Below are 15,105 nucleotides of genomic sequence, written 5' to 3'. Positions count from 1 at the left end.
AGACAGCCTCCGTTTGCTCGCCGGTTGCAGATTCTTGGCCCAATACCCATACTCATGCAGCCGGTGCTCCTGTACGGGAACTCTTATTCTCGTTCATCCCTGCATTACCCACCAGGGCCTGCGTACCTTTACGGCTTACCCTAGTACGCCTGTACCAGCGCAACAATCAGCACGTTCATCAGTGCTAATCTGTGATTCTATGAACCTTGGTGATTTTAATGACCTGGAAGTAGCCCGCGAGGTGGATTTCGGGATGTACCTGACCTCCGACGACGGCGACCTGCTGATTCCGCGCAAGTACATTCCGGCCGGCACCCGCGTGGGCGACGTGCTGCGCGTGTTCGTGTACCGCGACTCGGAAGACCGCCTGATTGCCACCACCCTGGAGCCCTACGTGCGCGTAGGCCAGTTTGCGGCTCTTTCCGTGCGCGACGTGAGTACTACCGGCGCGTTTCTGGATTGGGGTCTGGAGAAGGATTTGTTTCTGCCCTACCGTAACCAGCGCCGCAACCTGCGCCCCGGCGAGCGGGTAACGGTGTTCGTGTACCTGGATGAAACCACCGACCGGATTGTGGCCTCGGCCAAGTGGGAATGGTTTCTGAGCGACCAGCCCTTCCCCGGCAAAACCGGTGACGCGGCCAACCTGTTCGTGGCCGAGGAAACCGACCTGGGCTACAAAATGATTGTGGACGGCACCCATCAGGGCCTGGTGTACCACAATGAGGTATTCCGCCCCCTGCGCCTCGGCGACGTGCTGACCGGCTACGTGAAGCAGGTGCGCCCCGATGACAAGCTGGACCTGAGCCTGCAGAAACCCGGCTACGATGAGGCCCTGGCCGCCGCCGAGACCCTGCTGGCGCACCTACGCAACGCCCCCAACGGCCTGCTGCCCCTGGGAGATAAGAGTGAGCCGGATTCCATCTACCGTCGCCTGGGCATGAGCAAGAAAGTCTTCAAGAAAGCTCTCGGCACCTTGTACAAACAGGGTTTGGTTCAGCTCGCCCCCGAGCATACCCAGTTGCTCCACGCTCCCGAATAAACCAGACCTGCCTTGGAGCGGGCTGCCACTTCTGGCGCGCATCTGCAGATTAGCGAGTCAGTTTGTACTTTTGCCGGATAACCATTTGTACCTTTTTGCATGAAGCAGTTGTTAGTAGGCGCCGTGGCGCTGGGGTTGGTAGTGGCTACGAGTGAGGGAGTACAGGCCCAAAGCCGCAAAAAAGGCAGTGCCGGGGCTGGCTACGAAACTGGCATTGGTCTGCGGGGCGGCGGGTGGTCATCGGGCCTCACCTTCAAGCACTTTCTGAGCGGGAAAAACAACGTAGCCTTCGAGGGCCTGCTCACCCGTGAGTACCAGGCCCGGGGCGGACGGCTCACGCTGCTGCTGGAAAAGCACCTGCCCATTTCCGATTTTAAAGGCCTGCAGTTCTATTACGGGGCCGGAGGCCACATCGGCTCCTACCAGGGCCGCTACTATGTGCTGGACAGCCGGTTCGTGCGGGGCCGTAAGGAGCGGGACTTCTACTACGTGTACTACCGCGACGACCAGCGCTACATTGTGGGCGGAGCCGACTTGGTGCTGGGCCTGGAGTATAAAATGGAAGATCTGCCCTTCACGGTGGGTGTTGATTACAAGCCGTTCTTTGAGGTGTTTGATGGCTACACCGGCTTCTACAACGATGCGGCCGTAAGCTTGCGCTTCGCTTTCTAGCCAGCAATTCTCCGTCTGTCAGCACCGCTGGTGGACAGGCGTACCTAGAATGCATTTCCTGAAAAGTGGTTTTTCTGAAAGGAAGAACCACTTTTTATTTTTATCACTATTAAATATAAATTTTCCTTTACAAACCTTCATCAATTCTGTATATTTTAGTAGCACGCGGCCAGCATCAGCTGCGGAATCTCTTTCTTCTCAGGCTATGAAAGCGTTGTGTTTACTGCTGCTTCTCTGGGTAATTGATCCTCTGCCAGTGCTGGCTCAGCGGTTGCCTGCGGCCGTGAGTCGGTCCGCAGTCCGGGCTATGCAGCCGCTGTCGCGCGGCCCTCAGGCTACGTTTTCACGCCCTCAGCAGGCCGTGCGCTACGACTGGGAGCCCGCCCAAGCGGCCTGGACCCAGCCGTTGCTTGACCGGCTGACGTACACGGCTCAGGGTCAGCTGGCTGAGCGCATTACCGCCGACTCGGCCACGGCCACCATTTTCCAGCGGGAAACCTTCGCGTACGACGCGCAAGGCAATCTGTTGGAAAACATCAGGCAGACTGGCAACGGCTCGCCCTGGGTAAATGAGTTCCGCTACCTCTCCACCTATGATGCCCGCCAGCAGCTGACCGAGCAGCTCACCCAGGCCTGGGTAAATGGGGCCTGGGAAACCACCGACGGCTACCGGTACGTGAACACGTACACCGGCCCGACGCTTACTGAACAAGTGGTCCGGCTCTTCAAGGCCGGTATATTTGTCGATGACATTCGCTTCCGGTACCAGCTCGGCAACGGCCAATGGACGGAGGCCCTGGCCCAGCGTTGGAATGGTACCGAATGGGTAAACGAGGAGCGCCTCCTCGACTTGGTCTGGCACGACTGGAACCGGCAGCAACCCGCCTCCTTCCGGGTGCAGAGCTGGCAGAACACCGGCCAATGGACCGATTTTCAGCGGCACACGCTCAGCTACTCTCCCACTGGCACCGTGGTGCAGCTGGTGGAGGAAGCCAGTGCGGGCAGCTGGCAGAACTTTATGCGCTACACTGAGCCCGTTGATGCCCAGGGCAACAGCACCGGCTACCGCCAGGAAGACTGGCTGAACGGAATTTGGGTGCTCACCAATGAATTGCGGGCCCAGCTGCGCTATGATGCCCAAAACCGCCTCACGCGCCGCACGGAGCAGCTGTACGCGCCGCTCCTGGCTCAGTTCGTGAACCAGCGGCGCACCAACTACAGCAGCTTCCAGACCCTAACCCCCACCAAATCCGCAACGCTGGCAACCCGGCCGCTACATCTGTACCCCCAGCCCGCCACGGATGTGCTGCAGCTGGAACTGGACGCCGACGACCCAGCGGCCCGGCCCGTAACGCTGGAAATCCGGGCCGCTACGGGCCAGCTGGTGCAGCAGCTTTCCGCTGTGCCCCGGGCCGGCAAGCTCCGCCTAGAGTTGCCGGTGCACCAGCTGCCGCCGGGCTGGTACAGCCTGCGGGTACGTACACGCCACGGCCTGCTGATGCGGCCGTTCATCCGGCAGTAAATATCACAGACAAGTCCCGCTGTATGGCGCAACGGGACTCGTTTGCAATGGAGCAGGCTCCTCTACCGAACCCGGTAGAAGCGGTGCGGGCGGTAGTTGTAGTAGGGGCGCGGAGCCGGCGCTACAATAATCGAGCGCGGGGCTACCACCACGGGGGCCGGCCGGTAGTATGGCCGATAATGGGGCCGGTAGTACGGGCGGGACTGCACTACAACCGCCGCCGCTGGTGCGGTGGCTACACAGCTCGTTAGTACAGAACCCACCAGCAGCAACATAACCAGCAAAGCCGGAAACTTCAGCAGATTTTTCATGGGCAGTGAGAAGCGTAACAGGAGGAGCCCCGGAGTGAGGCACCTGAACCGGAAGTTAGACACGGCCCGCTGCCACGGGTTTAACGCACCAGCGGCCCGACTTTCAAGAAAGCCGGGCCGCTGGAATGTAGGTAAAACCTGAAATGTTACTTCTTCACGCCCCGGTACTCGTCGTTGAGGTGCTTAAGCACGGTGTTGGTAATGTCGAGGTCTTTGCGGCCGTAGGCAATGGTGCCGCTGGGGGCGGCAATGAGGATGAGGCGGTAGCCGTTGCTTTTGCCGTACTTCTCAATCTGCTTATTGATACGCTCCAGCACCTGCTGGGTCATCTTGGCTTCTTCCTCCTGCGCTTGGCGCTGGAGCTTTTCCTGCTCCTGCCCTACCTGCATCTGGCGCTGCTGCAGCTGCTGCTCGGTGGCGGCGCGCTGCTCCTGCGTCATGCCTTCGGCCTTCTGCTGGTACTGCTGCACGGCCGTCTGGAAGCCGCGGACCAGCGTCTGGTTCTGGGCTTCCCAGCGCCGGGCCTTGGCTTCAAAGCTCTTACGCGCGTCCTTCATCCCCTGGTAGCCATCCAGCAGCTTGCCCGACTCCACGTAGGCTACTTTATTGGTATCGGCCACGGCTGCGGTAGCAGTTGGTTCCTCCTCCTCGGCCGGGACGGTGGTTACGGTGTTGGCGGAATCGGTGGTGGTCACCACGGCAACCGGCTTGCGCGTCGCCGTGGTTGGCTTGCTGGCAAAATGCAGGTAAAACAGCACTGCTACGGCAATGACCAGCACTGCGTTAATGGCCAGTTGAAGAGAATTTTTCATTCAAAAATGAGGAAATAAGGAGAAATGCCGCTGTTGGGCAGGCCAAAGTACGGGAAAGTTGCCGACAGCACGGCGCAGCTCCGGATACTTCTCAAGCCCCGCTGTCTATACCGGTTCTTCCTCCCCGGCTTCTTCGTCTTCCTCGGTTTCTACCTCGGTGGGTTTGGTGGGTTTTTCGTCGAAGGGAGCAGCCAGATCGGTGCGGCTGGGGACCAGGTCGGTGCGGCCCACGTGCACCAGCGCGTCGCCTTGGTTGACAACCGGCATGTGGTTGAGGCCGATGATGTAGCCCGCCACCGGCGACTCCAGCCGCACGGAACGCTCCCCGTAAGGGTCGGCCACGGAGCCGAATACCTGACCTTTCTCCACGTAATCACCCAACTTCACCAGGCTGCGAAACAGCCCCGCGTACTTGGCCCGCAGCCAAGTAGAGCGCACGCACACCACCGAGGGCTGGTTGGCCGGCGCAGCTTCGGGCAGCATGCCCAAGTGATGCAGCACCCGCAGCGTACCCGCAATACCCAGGTCAATACCCTCCTCATCGAGCCGCAGCGACTCGCCGGTTTCGTACACGATAATGCGGCGGCCTTCCTGCATGGCGGTTTCGCGCAATGAGCCGGGACGCAGGCCGGCATGCAGGGTGAAGGGGGCCGAAAATGCCTCGGCCAGCGCATCGGTTTCAGCGTCCTGGTGCAGCAGGCAGCGGATTTGCGGAATATTGGCCCGGGCCGCGCCACCTGTGTGGAAATCAATGCCGTAATCAATGAGAGGCATGATTTCGCGCATGAAGCGGTGCGCTACGCGGCTGGCCAGGGAGCCGCGCGGGTTGCCAGGAAAAGAGCGGTTCACATCCTTGCCATCCGGTACTTCCCGCGAAAAGTTCAGAAAACCGTAAATATTGAGGATGGGAATGGCAATGATGGTGCCCCGCAGCGGCTGCAGCATATTGCGGCGGATCAGGCGGCGGATTACCTCAATACCGTTTACCTCGTCGCCGTGCATGCCGGCCAGCAGCAGCACGGTGGGGCCGGGCTCCAGGGAGCGGAACACGTGCACCGGAATGTCAATGACCGTTCCGGAAGGCAGGCGCGAAATTACCAGCCGCGTGAGCACCTGCTCGCCGGGCTGAATGGTGAGGCTGTTGAGGCAAAGCGGCCCGGGAGGCGTGATGGAGTACACTGGCAGGCAACGGTTATGGCCCCGCAGCGGGCCCGGTGGCAGAAAAAAACGGACAACTCCCCGGCCACTCCCACTCCCAACCACCGGCCGACTCGCGCCCCCCTTTCCGGTCATACGCAACTCCGGCCGGTAAGGCCAAGCGCGGCCCCCTACTCCGGCTGGGCGTCCGGCTGAGCGGGAGCGGGTGCGGCGGCGGGCTTTTTCCCCTTTTTCTTTTTGGCCAGATCTACCGTGTATTCAATGATTTTGCCGGCAATATCGAGGCCGGTAGCTTTTTCGATGCCCTCCAGGCCGGGCGAAGAATTCACCTCCAGGACCAGTGGGCCGCGCTTGCTCTGCAGCATATCCACCCCGGCAATGCCCAGGCCCAGGGCCTTGGTAGCCAGCAGGGCGGCAGCTTTTTCGGCCCGGGTGAGCTTCACGAGGGTGCCCGAGCCGCCTCGGTGCAGGTTGGAGCGGAACTCGCCTTCCTTGCCCTGACGCTTCATGGCCCCCACCACCTCACCGTTCACCACGAAGGCCCGCAGGTCGGCCCCCTTGCTTTCGGCAATGAACTCCTGCACAATGATGCGGGCCTTGAGGTTGTGAAAGGCCTCAATCACCGACTGCGCCGCCTTTTCCGACTCGGCCAGCACCACGCCCAGGCCCTGGGTACCCTCCAGCAGCTTAATGATGACGGGCGCGCCGCCCACCTGCCGGATCATCTCGGGCACCTCGTCGGAGTAGTTGGTGAAGGCCGTTTTGGGCATGCCCACGCCGGCGCGGGCCAGAATCTGCATGGAACGGAGCTTGTCGCGGCTGCGCACGATGGCCTGGCTTTCCACGGCCGTGCGCACCTTCATCATTTCAAACTGACGCACTACGGCGCAGCCGTAAAACGTGACGGAAGCCCCGATGCGCGGGATAATGGCGTCGAAGCCTTCCAGCTTCTGCCCCTGATAGATAATGCCGGGCTTGCCTTTTTCCAGCACCAGGTTGCAGTGCAAGTGGTCCACTACCACAGCTTCGTGCCCGCGCTGCGCGGCGGCTTCTACCAACCGGGTGGTAGAGTATAGCTTCGGCTCACGCGAGAGAATAGCCAGTTTCATTGAACAGGAATAGGTAATGGAAGAGTTACGGGAGCTGCAGGGCTCACCGCCGCAAAGATAGGCGCACCCAGCGGCACGCCCCACGGTTTTTTAGCGAGCCGCCAGCTGATTTTTGTGGGAAATATTGCGCCGGGCCACGTCCACCACCAGCCGGGCCTGCCGCAGCAGCACCCGCCCCAGCAGCACCGGGTAGCGCATATCGGAACGGTCGGAAAGTGAAAACTCGGTTTCAAAGTCTTCCCCAAACAGCCGCAGCACGGCCCGGATGACGTAGCGCTCCTGCACCTCCCCGTTGGAGGAGCGGATGTCGCGCAGGGTAAACTGCTCGAACTGCATGGGGGAACCGTCGAAATTGGGGTGCGAGGGGTCAAGCAGCTGCACGTGAAGGCGCTGCCGGCCCGCGGCGTCAGTTTCCACGTGGATGTTGGAGCAGTGAATGGCCCCGGTGTAGGCCCCGGTATCAATCTTGGCCTCTACTCCCCAGAGCTGAAACTGCGGAAAATCGACCAGTTCCCGCCGTCCCACGGTGCGTTTCGGTGCGCGCTGCTTCATAGCAAAGGTGAAATGGTGAGATAGTGAGTTTGCTGTGCTACCAGCGCAATATGCACAGGCAGCGCTAATAGCACAGCAAACTCACCATTTCACTATCTTACTATTTCACCGCTACCCCTTGTAGCTAATGCGGTACACCGCGTCGTTCTGGTCGTCGCTCACGAGTAGGGACCCGTCGGGGAGCACCAGCAGGCATACCGGACGGCCCCAGGGCGTCTGGCCCTGTAGCCAGCCATCGGCGAAGGTTTCATAACTCAAGGCCTGCTTGCCGGTGGCATCCAGCTTCACCAGACTAATGCGGTAGCCGATTTTGTTGCTGCGGTTCCAGGAGCCGTGCTCGGGAATGAAAATCTGGTTGCGGTACTGGGCCGGAAACTTCGTGCCGGTGTAAAACTTCATGCCCAAAGCCGCCACGTGGGGCCCCAGCTTGCGGGCCGGCTTCACGTAGGTAGCGGCCGATTTGCCCTTGCCAAACTCGGGGTCGGCCACGTCGCCGGCGAAGAAATACGGGAAGCCGAAGTGCTGGCCGGGCCCGGCGGCGCGGTTCAGCTCATCGGCGGGCAGGTTGTCGCCCAGCTGGTCGCGGCCGTTGTCGGTAAACCAGAGGGCTTTGTCGCGGGGGCTCCAGTCGAAACCGACGGTGTTGCGCACCCCGTAGGCGTAGGTTTCGAGGCCGGAACCGTCGGGGTTCATGCGGTTGATGGTGGCGTAGATGGGTTCCTCGGGCAGGCAGGTGTTGCAGGGCGCGCCCACCGGCACGTAGAGCTTGCCATCGGGCCCGAAGGCAATGTAGCGGTAGCCGTGCCACTCCTTGGTGGGCAGCTTGCCGTACACCACGGCCGGCTGGGGTTTCTGCTTCAGGCGCCGGGCAATGTTGTCGTAGCGCAGAATCCGGTTGATTTCGGCTACGTAGAGGGCCCCATTGCGCACGGCCACGCCGTTGGGCGCGTTCAGGCCGGTAGCAATGGTAACAACTTCGTCGGCGCGGCCGTCCTTGTTGCGGTCGGGCAGGGCGTACACTTTGTCGTCCTTGGTGCCCACATACACGGTTCCATCGGGGCCCACGGCCAGCTCCCGGGCACTTTTCACGCCCTTCGCAAAGTAGCTGATGGTAAAGCCGGCGGGCAGCTTGATCTTGCTCAGGTTGGCATCGGGGGCCGGAGCCGGATGGGGCGGCGTAGCGGCCGAAACCAGCAGCAGCGGGGCCAGCAGCAGGGCGGAAAGCGGGGAGGTCAGTGTCATATACTGCGTGAAACCGCGGAGGCGGCCGGAAGGTTGCCCGGCCGCCACGCGGCTACTACGCTTGCTGTTTGTCCTGACGGCGCAGCAGCTTTTCGTATTCCCGTTCCATTAGGCTGGTTTTTCCCAGCACGCCGTACGTGGTCAGGCCCTGAATAGCCAGGCCGAAGCCCCAGAACACGGTAGGAAAAACGGGCCAGGGCAAGGAGTTATAGCCGTGGCGGCGGGAATAGCCATCTGTGAAAGCCCAGATGGCCCACAGCAGCAGGTTCACCAGCACGTAGGTAATCAGGTGCGACTTGAATTTGGCGCGGGCCTTTGCAAGGCGCCACAGTTGGGGGTCACGGGCCGGGGTTTCCATAGTGCGGGGGCGTTTAGGTAGTAGGATGAAACAAACCTATTCTTTTCAAGAAGATACCCAAAACCCGGGTTACCCAAGCGGCCATTTCGCGTACTTGAACCGTCAAATAAGCCTCCCGAACTGTTTCGGCCCGGGCACTTCTGCTTCCCTGTATGCCTGCTTCCTTTACCAACTGGCGGGCGGCCGCCCACCGTTTCGGCCGCGTACTGCTTTACCGCGGCAACATCACCCACCTCGATACCGACGCCATCGTGAATGCCGCCAACTCCAGCCTGCTGGGCGGCGGGGGCGTGGACGGCGCCATCCACCGGGCCGGCGGGCCCGAAATTCTGGAAGCCTGCCGCCGCCTGCGGGCCGGCCACTACGGCCGGGGCCTAGCCACCGGCGAGGCCGTGCTGACCACCGGCGGCCGGCTGCCGGCCCGCTACGTCATCCATACGGTGGGGCCGGTCTGGAACGGGGGCCACAAGCGGGAACCGGAGCTGCTGGCCAGCTGCTACCGCAACTGCCTGCGGCTGGCCGTGGAGAACGGGGCCCGCAGCGTGGCCTTCCCCGGCATCAGCACCGGCATTTACGGCTACCCCAAAGCCGAAGCCGCCGCCATTGCCGTGCACGAAGTGCACACGTTTCTAGCGCAGCACCAAGAGCTGGAAGTCACGTTCGTGGTATTCGACGAAGAAAGTGAGCAACTGTACAAAGGTGAAATTGTGATTTAGTGAAGTGGTGATTTAGTGAATGTTCTGGCGTTGCAGCTGCACCAGTGCCGCCAGAACATTCACTAAATCACCACTTCACTAAATCACAATTTCACCATTTCACCACTTCACCGTTCACCCCAGCCGCGAGACGCCGCCCGACACGATGAACTTCATGACTTCGGAGCTGGGCAGATCGAGGTAAGTGACGTTCTGGATGGGCACCAGCACCAGCTCGCCCGAGAAGTTGTAGGAGTGCGGGAAGTACACGGCCAGCAGGTCGTCGCGGTGGATGGCTTGCATGCTGGGCTGGGTGACGAAGCCCATTTTAAAGGTCTGGTCCGCGGCGCTCAGGCGCACCAGCACCGGGCGGTTGAACTTCTGGTTGTCGCCCACGAAGGCGTCGAACAGGTCTTTGAGGCTGGAATAGATGATGCTCACCAGCGGCGTGCGGTGCAGCAGCCGCTCGGTGATAATCAGGAACGGGCGCACCAGAAACGATTTGGCCACGAACCCCACCGCCGTTATCAGCAGCACGGCCACCACCAGCCCCAGGCCCGGTACATCAAAGCTCAGGCCCGTAAACAGGTCGTTGAGCCAGCGCAGCAGCGCGTACAGGATGTAAATCGTCAGCCCGATGGGGGCTACAATCAGAAAACCGCTGAGAAAGTAATTGAGAATGCGCCGCATGAGGAAGGGATAGAGCCGGCAAGTTAGGCAGAGACGGATACCCTGAAAACTGTCATTCCGAACGAAGCGAGGAATCTGAGGCAACCGGTTGGTGGTTGTGCCAGATTCCTCGCTTCGTTCGGAATGAGCGCATTACGTGCTTACGCTACGTGCTCGGCTACTTCCTCAATGCGGTCCTTCACGCGCTGCATCAGCCACATGGGCGTGCTGGTAGCCCCGCAGATACCCACTGAGTCGGCCCCGTGGAACCACTCGTCCTGCAGTTCCTCCTCGTTCTCCACGAAGTAGCTGCGCGGGTTGGTTTTGTTGACCACCGAAAACAGAGCCTTGCCGTTGGAGCTTTTGCGGCCGCTCACAAAGATGACAACATCGTGCTGGGTGGCAAACTTGGCCAGCGCCGGCTCCCGGTTGCTCACCTGCCGGCAGATGCTGTCGTTGGCATCAAACTCTTCCAGAGAGCCCCCGGCGGCCCGAATCCGGTCTTCTATTATGGCCTTCATGTGGTAAAAGCCGGCCGTGCTTTTGGTGGTTTGGCTGAACAGGGTAACGGGGCGGGAGAAGTCCACTTGGTCGAGGTCCTGCTCCGTCATGACGATGATGGCTTGGTTGAGCGTCTGGCCCGTAAGGCCGGTTACTTCGGCGTGGCCGGGCTGACCGTAAATCACAATCTGGCCGTTCTGGCGGGTGCTGGCGTCGAAGGCGTGCTTCACGCGGTTCTGCAGCTTGAGCACCACGGGGCAGGAAGCATCAATCAGCTCAATGTTGTTGCGCAGGGCCAGCTCGTACGTTGCCGGTGGCTCGCCGTGGGCCCGGATAAGCACCTTGGCATCGTGCAGCTGCTCCAGCTGCTCCCGGTCGATGATGCGCAGCCCCAGCGCGTGCAGGCGCTCCACTTCCATGCGGTTGTGCACAATGTCGCCGAGGCAATACAGAGTTTCCTGCTGGGCCAGCTCGTCCTCGGCCATCTGAATGGCAAACTCAACGCCGAAACAGTAGCCGGAATTTTTATCGATGGTGACGTTCATGAGCTCCTTAACGTGGAGAGCAGGGCCAAACTAGCCCCGCCCGCTGCCTTTTGCTGCGAATCCTGTGCCGCAATCTGAGAGTAACAATCGGGAGGCATTTTCCTCTCCCTTACTACGCGAAACCCGCGCTAGTTGGTGGTATTCTGTGTCCAGCCCGCCGCGGCCAGGGAAAACAGCGTGGCCGACACCCGTTCCAGTACGAAATCCACCTGCTCATCGATGAGCATGTGGGTAGTATCGAGCAGTACGGCATCGGGGGCGCGGCGCAAAGGGCTTTCGGTGCGGGTAGAGTCGAGATGGTCCCGCTTGCTGAGGTTATCGGCAATTTCCTCCACTGATACCTGCTCACCCTTCACGGCCAGCTCCTCCTGCCGCCGCAGGGCCCGGGTGAGCACCTCGGCCGTCATAAACACCTTGACTTCGGCATCCGGGAATACGGTGGTGCCGATGTCGCGCCCGTCCATTACCACGCCGCGCTTACGGCCCATGCGCTGCTGCTGCCGCACCATAGCGTGGCGCACGGCCGGTATGCCCGATACCTCGCTCACGAGGTTGGAAATGCGCATCTGCCGGATTTCGTCTTCCCGAATCACGCCATCCAGGCACAGCTCGTTGCGGCCGGTTTTGCGGTTGCGCTTGAAGCTGATGTGCATCTCGTGCAGGGCCTGCTCCACGCGGGGCAAGTCATCGAAGGCAATACCGTGCTCCAGCAGGTAGAGCGTGACGGCCCGGTACATAGCCCCGGTATCAATGTAGGCGTAGCCCAGCTCGGCGGCCACGGCCTTGGCCGTGGTGCTTTTACCGCAGGAAGAATAGCCGTCGATGGCAATGACGATTTTTCGCATGACAGGTTCGCTGCTAGGCTCGGGCTGACGAAAAGGGCTCACTAAATCCAGGTTTTACGGCTTGGCTTGGCGGCCAGGCGCTCGGGTACACTCGCGAAAAACGTGGCAACTGAGTGGCTCAGGCCCTTGGTCAGCTGCTCGCTTACGCGGTAAAAAGGGTTAAAGAAATTCACCTCGTTGATTCCCACGCCCGTGGTGCCGTCGCGGCCGGTGGCCCACTCGCCCTGGTAAGCTTCTACCAGGCACTGGCCCAGAAAGCAACCCAACGCGGTAATCACGCCCTGGCGTTCCGCCTCCTTGATGGTGGGGCGCTGCTCCTCGATAAATTCAGCGAGGCGCTGCACGGCGGCGGCATCGTAGGTGTTCACGTGCAGCTGCTGGCGCACGGCTTCGGCGGCGGCTACCAGCGCAGCCAGCGGATTCTCATCGGGCATACTCAAGGGGTTAATTGGTAGCAGACTGCGGATTGGCTTGCTGCCAGCGGGCGTAGGTCTGTAAAATTTGCCGCATGTGCTGGCGGCCCAGCTTGCCTTTGGTGATCTGCGTGGCTAGTTCCGGGCAATTTCCTACCAGGCGGAGCATGGTTTGCGTGAAAGCATTCCGGCCCGTTGGCACCAGCACCGCGTCGCCGGTGGCGGGTTGCAGCACTAGGTCCATTGCATAGGAAGGATTGGCGGTTTCCATTCCCAGAAAAGTTTCCGTTGCGCCCGTGTAGCGCGGGTCAAACTTATACGCCGTGAACTGCCCGTACCGGTACAGTTTCTGGGCAAATGCCGCACCTATTCTTTGGGAGGGAGTATGCACGTTGCGAACCACGCCGAACGTATCGGTTTTTAGTGTAAACCCCTGCACTTCCCCCGCCTGATACACATTGGATTCCCCTTCTGCGGGCTGAATCCGCAGGTGGCCCGAGGGCTCCAACCGTAGCTTGCCGGACTGCCAGCGTCCATCGGCCAACTGGCAGGCACCTGGTCCGCTGAGGGCCCGGGCGGTGCGCCCGCCCATATTATGGTACACTGGGTTCATCTGCCCATGCGCTGTACCAGCGCCGAGGAGCAACGCAACCAGCAGCAAACTATAGCAGACAATGTACTTCACGGAAACGGGCAGAGCGTTAGATACGAAACCGGACAACTTTTATCAGAACTACCGGCAGAAGCGCTAATGACTTTCGCAGGGACAGGGCAGCTTACCGAATTTGGCTTTGCGCTTGATGGAAGCCGTTTTTTTCTGCTGGGGGCTGCGGGTAGCACACCCGGCCGTTAGCAGGCCCGACCCTCCAAGCAGGGCGGCCAGTAGCAAAGTCACAATCTTTCTCACGGCACGGATTTTCGGCAAATATACGGTTCTTTACCCGTTAGCCGCCCGATAATAGTACTTTTCACTGAGCCCCGCCCCCGCCTCATGTCCGCCGATTTTCAGCTCCGCGCCAATGTTATTAACCTGTTTGCCAACACCATAACCCCGGCCACGGTGCACGTGGCGGGCGGCCGCATCCGGCGCATTGAGCCCACCGGCGCTACTCTGCCCGACGCAGCCCTACCCTACGCCCTGCCCGGCTTCGTGGATGCCCACGTGCACGTGGAAAGCTCCCTGCTGGTGCCCTCCGAGTTTGCCCGCCTGGCCGTGGCGCACGGCACCGTCGCCACCGTATCGGATCCGCACGAAATCGGTAATGTGCTGGGGGTGGCCGGTGTGCAGTACATGCTGCGCAACGGGGCTCAGGTGCCCTTTAAGTTCTGCTTTGGGGCCCCATCGTGCGTACCGGCCACGCCGTTTGAAACCGCCGGGGCCGAAATAACCGCCCAGGACATTGAGCTGCTGTTCCGCGACCATCCGGAAGTCGGCTACCTGGCCGAGATGATGAACTGGCCGGGTGTGCTTAGCCGCGACGAGCAGGTGATGGAGAAAATCCGGCTGGCCCAGCAGTACAACCGCCCCGTGGATGGCCACGCCCCCGGCCTGCGCGGCCCGGATGCGGCTCATTACGCCTCGGCCGGCATCAGCACCGACCATGAGTGCTTTACGGCCGAAGAAGCCCTCGACAAGCTGGCCGTGGGCATGAAGGTGCTGATTCGGGAAGGTTCAGCGGCCCGCAATTTCGAGGCCCTGATTGATTTGCTGCCGGAACACTACGAGCACCTGATGTTCTGCTCCGACGACAAGCACCCCGACACCCTGCTGCTGGGCCACATCAACCACCTGGTGCAGCGGGCCGTGGCCCGGGGCCAGGATGTATTGAAGGTACTGCGCGTGGCCTGCCGCAACCCCGTAGAGCACTACCGCCTGCCCGTAGGCCTGCTCCGGGAAGGCGACCCGGCCGACTTTATTGTGGTGGATAACCTGTGCGACTTCACCGTGCAGCAGACCTACCTGAATGGTGCGCTGGTAGCCGAAAACGGCCAGTCCCTGCTTGCCGGAGTGCCCGTGGACGTTATCAACAACTTTGACACCAACCCCGTGCGGGCCGCCGACTTCCGGCTGCCTGCTCCGCAGGCGGCCGCCACCGTGCGCGTCATTGAGTGCTTCGACGGGCAGCTCATCACCGCCCGCCACGACGTACCGGCCCGGGTAGCCAACGGACTGGTGATACCCGACGTGCCGCAGGATGTACTTAAGCTCACGGTGGTAAACCGCTACCACGCGGCCCCGCCAGCAGTGGCGTTCATTCAGGGCTTTGGGCTCCGGCACGGGGCCCTGGCCAGCAGCGTCGGCCACGATTCGCACAACATTACCGCCGTAGGCTGCGACGATGAAAGCTTAGCCCGAGCCGTAAACCTGGTAATTGAGGCCCGGGGCGGCCTCGCCGTGGTAGCTCCCGATGGCCGGGAACTGATTCTGCCCCTGCCAGTGGCAGGCCTCATGTCCGACCAGCCGGGCCCGGTGGTGGCGGCCGCCTATACGGCCATTGATGCTCTGGCCAAGGAATTGGGCTCCGGCCTTCAGGCTCCCTTCATGACACTCTCCTTCATGGCCCTACTGGTTATCCCCAGCCTCAAACTCAGCGACAAAGGCCTGTTCGACGGCGAAGCCTTCCGCTTCGTAGAGGCAGTCGTGTAAATGTTAGAACTGAGA

General features: G+C 61.2%; 17 protein-coding genes. 5 read left to right on the top strand and 12 right to left on the bottom strand.

Going from position 1 to position 15,105, the window contains the following annotated elements; translation table 11 throughout:
- Nucleotides 1–199 precede the first annotated feature (199 nt).
- The 3 genes from ACN19L_RS15780 (at nt 200) to ACN19L_RS15770 (ending at nt 3,233) form a co-directional block, all read left to right on the top strand.
- Nucleotides 200–1,039: a CvfB family protein gene (locus ACN19L_RS15780; RefSeq protein WP_426490431.1), complete on the top strand. Its 840-nt coding sequence runs from the start codon at nt 200–202 to the stop codon at nt 1,037–1,039.
- 99 nt (nt 1,040–1,138) lie between these two features.
- Nucleotides 1,139–1,711 carry a hypothetical protein gene (locus tag ACN19L_RS15775; RefSeq protein WP_426490430.1) on the top strand — a complete coding sequence of 191 codons (573 nt, stop codon included), beginning with the start codon at nt 1,139–1,141 and terminating at the stop codon, nt 1,709–1,711.
- Nucleotides 1,712–1,916: 205 nt separating this feature from the next.
- Nucleotides 1,917–3,233, top strand: a complete 1,317-nt coding sequence (locus tag ACN19L_RS15770) for a hypothetical protein (RefSeq protein ID WP_426490429.1) — start codon at nt 1,917–1,919, stop codon at nt 3,231–3,233.
- Between the two features lie 62 nt (nt 3,234–3,295).
- On the opposite strand, the gene ACN19L_RS15765 is transcribed toward ACN19L_RS15770, so the two are convergent.
- From ACN19L_RS15765 to ACN19L_RS15735, 7 genes are all read right to left on the bottom strand, one after another.
- The gene (locus tag ACN19L_RS15765; protein WP_426490428.1) at nt 3,296–3,544 is read right to left on the bottom strand and encodes a hypothetical protein; all 249 of its coding nucleotides are present in this window, start codon (nt 3,542–3,544) and stop codon (nt 3,296–3,298) included.
- 146 nt (nt 3,545–3,690) lie between these two features.
- On the bottom strand, nt 3,691–4,356 hold the full coding sequence (locus ACN19L_RS15760; protein WP_426490427.1) for an OmpH family outer membrane protein: 666 nt from the start codon (nt 4,354–4,356) through the stop codon (nt 3,691–3,693).
- Nucleotides 4,357–4,461: 105 nt separating this feature from the next.
- Nucleotides 4,462–5,535, bottom strand: a complete 1,074-nt coding sequence (locus ACN19L_RS15755; protein WP_426490426.1) for a succinylglutamate desuccinylase/aspartoacylase family protein — start codon at nt 5,533–5,535, stop codon at nt 4,462–4,464.
- A 149-nt stretch (nt 5,536–5,684) separates the two neighbouring features.
- Nucleotides 5,685–6,623, bottom strand: coding sequence for a 30S ribosomal protein S6--L-glutamate ligase (gene rimK, locus ACN19L_RS15750; RefSeq protein ID WP_426490425.1), 939 nt, complete (start codon nt 6,621–6,623; stop codon nt 5,685–5,687).
- Nucleotides 6,624–6,713: 90 nt separating this feature from the next.
- On the bottom strand, nt 6,714–7,175 hold the full coding sequence (locus ACN19L_RS15745; protein ID WP_426490424.1) for an ATP-dependent zinc protease: 462 nt from the start codon (nt 7,173–7,175) through the stop codon (nt 6,714–6,716).
- A 111-nt stretch (nt 7,176–7,286) separates the two neighbouring features.
- On the bottom strand, nt 7,287–8,417 hold the full coding sequence (locus ACN19L_RS15740) for a PQQ-dependent sugar dehydrogenase (protein WP_426490423.1): 1,131 nt from the start codon (nt 8,415–8,417) through the stop codon (nt 7,287–7,289).
- 55 nt (nt 8,418–8,472) lie between these two features.
- A complete protein-coding gene (locus ACN19L_RS15735) occupies nt 8,473–8,775 on the bottom strand; it encodes a 2TM domain-containing protein (RefSeq protein WP_426490422.1) in 303 nt (100 codons plus the stop codon).
- Nucleotides 8,776–8,927: 152 nt separating this feature from the next.
- Between ACN19L_RS15735 and ACN19L_RS15730 the strand changes: the two genes are divergently transcribed.
- Nucleotides 8,928–9,491 carry an O-acetyl-ADP-ribose deacetylase gene (locus ACN19L_RS15730; RefSeq protein ID WP_426490421.1) on the top strand — a complete coding sequence of 188 codons (564 nt, stop codon included), beginning with the start codon at nt 8,928–8,930 and terminating at the stop codon, nt 9,489–9,491.
- A 114-nt stretch (nt 9,492–9,605) separates the two neighbouring features.
- Here ACN19L_RS15730 and ACN19L_RS15725 read toward each other — a convergent pair whose 3' ends face one another.
- The 5 genes from ACN19L_RS15725 to ACN19L_RS15705 form a co-directional block, all read right to left on the bottom strand.
- A complete protein-coding gene (locus tag ACN19L_RS15725) occupies nt 9,606–10,160 on the bottom strand; it encodes a DUF502 domain-containing protein (protein ID WP_426490420.1) in 555 nt (184 codons plus the stop codon).
- Nucleotides 10,161–10,300: 140 nt separating this feature from the next.
- A complete protein-coding gene (locus ACN19L_RS15720) occupies nt 10,301–11,185 on the bottom strand; it encodes a 4-hydroxy-3-methylbut-2-enyl diphosphate reductase (protein ID WP_426490419.1) in 885 nt (294 codons plus the stop codon).
- A 128-nt stretch (nt 11,186–11,313) separates the two neighbouring features.
- Nucleotides 11,314–12,030: a (d)CMP kinase gene (cmk, locus tag ACN19L_RS15715; RefSeq protein ID WP_426490418.1), complete on the bottom strand. Its 717-nt coding sequence runs from the start codon at nt 12,028–12,030 to the stop codon at nt 11,314–11,316.
- 41 nt (nt 12,031–12,071) lie between these two features.
- Nucleotides 12,072–12,464: a hypothetical protein gene (locus tag ACN19L_RS15710; protein WP_426490417.1), complete on the bottom strand. Its 393-nt coding sequence runs from the start codon at nt 12,462–12,464 to the stop codon at nt 12,072–12,074.
- Nucleotides 12,465–12,474: 10 nt separating this feature from the next.
- Nucleotides 12,475–13,056, bottom strand: a complete 582-nt coding sequence (locus ACN19L_RS15705; RefSeq protein ID WP_426490416.1) for a hypothetical protein — start codon at nt 13,054–13,056, stop codon at nt 12,475–12,477.
- Between the two features lie 378 nt (nt 13,057–13,434).
- On the opposite strand from ACN19L_RS15705, the gene ade reads away from it, so the two are divergent.
- The gene (ade, locus tag ACN19L_RS15700; protein WP_426490415.1) at nt 13,435–15,090 is read left to right on the top strand and encodes an adenine deaminase; all 1,656 of its coding nucleotides are present in this window, start codon (nt 13,435–13,437) and stop codon (nt 15,088–15,090) included.
- Nucleotides 15,091–15,105 lie beyond the last annotated feature (15 nt).

The sequence above is a fragment of the Hymenobacter sp. 102 genome (assembly GCF_049949205.1).
Lineage (GTDB): Bacteria > Bacteroidota > Bacteroidia > Cytophagales > Hymenobacteraceae > Hymenobacter.
The sequence above is the reverse complement of the archived record's forward strand: the minus strand, read 5'-3'. Positions and strand labels throughout refer to the sequence as shown.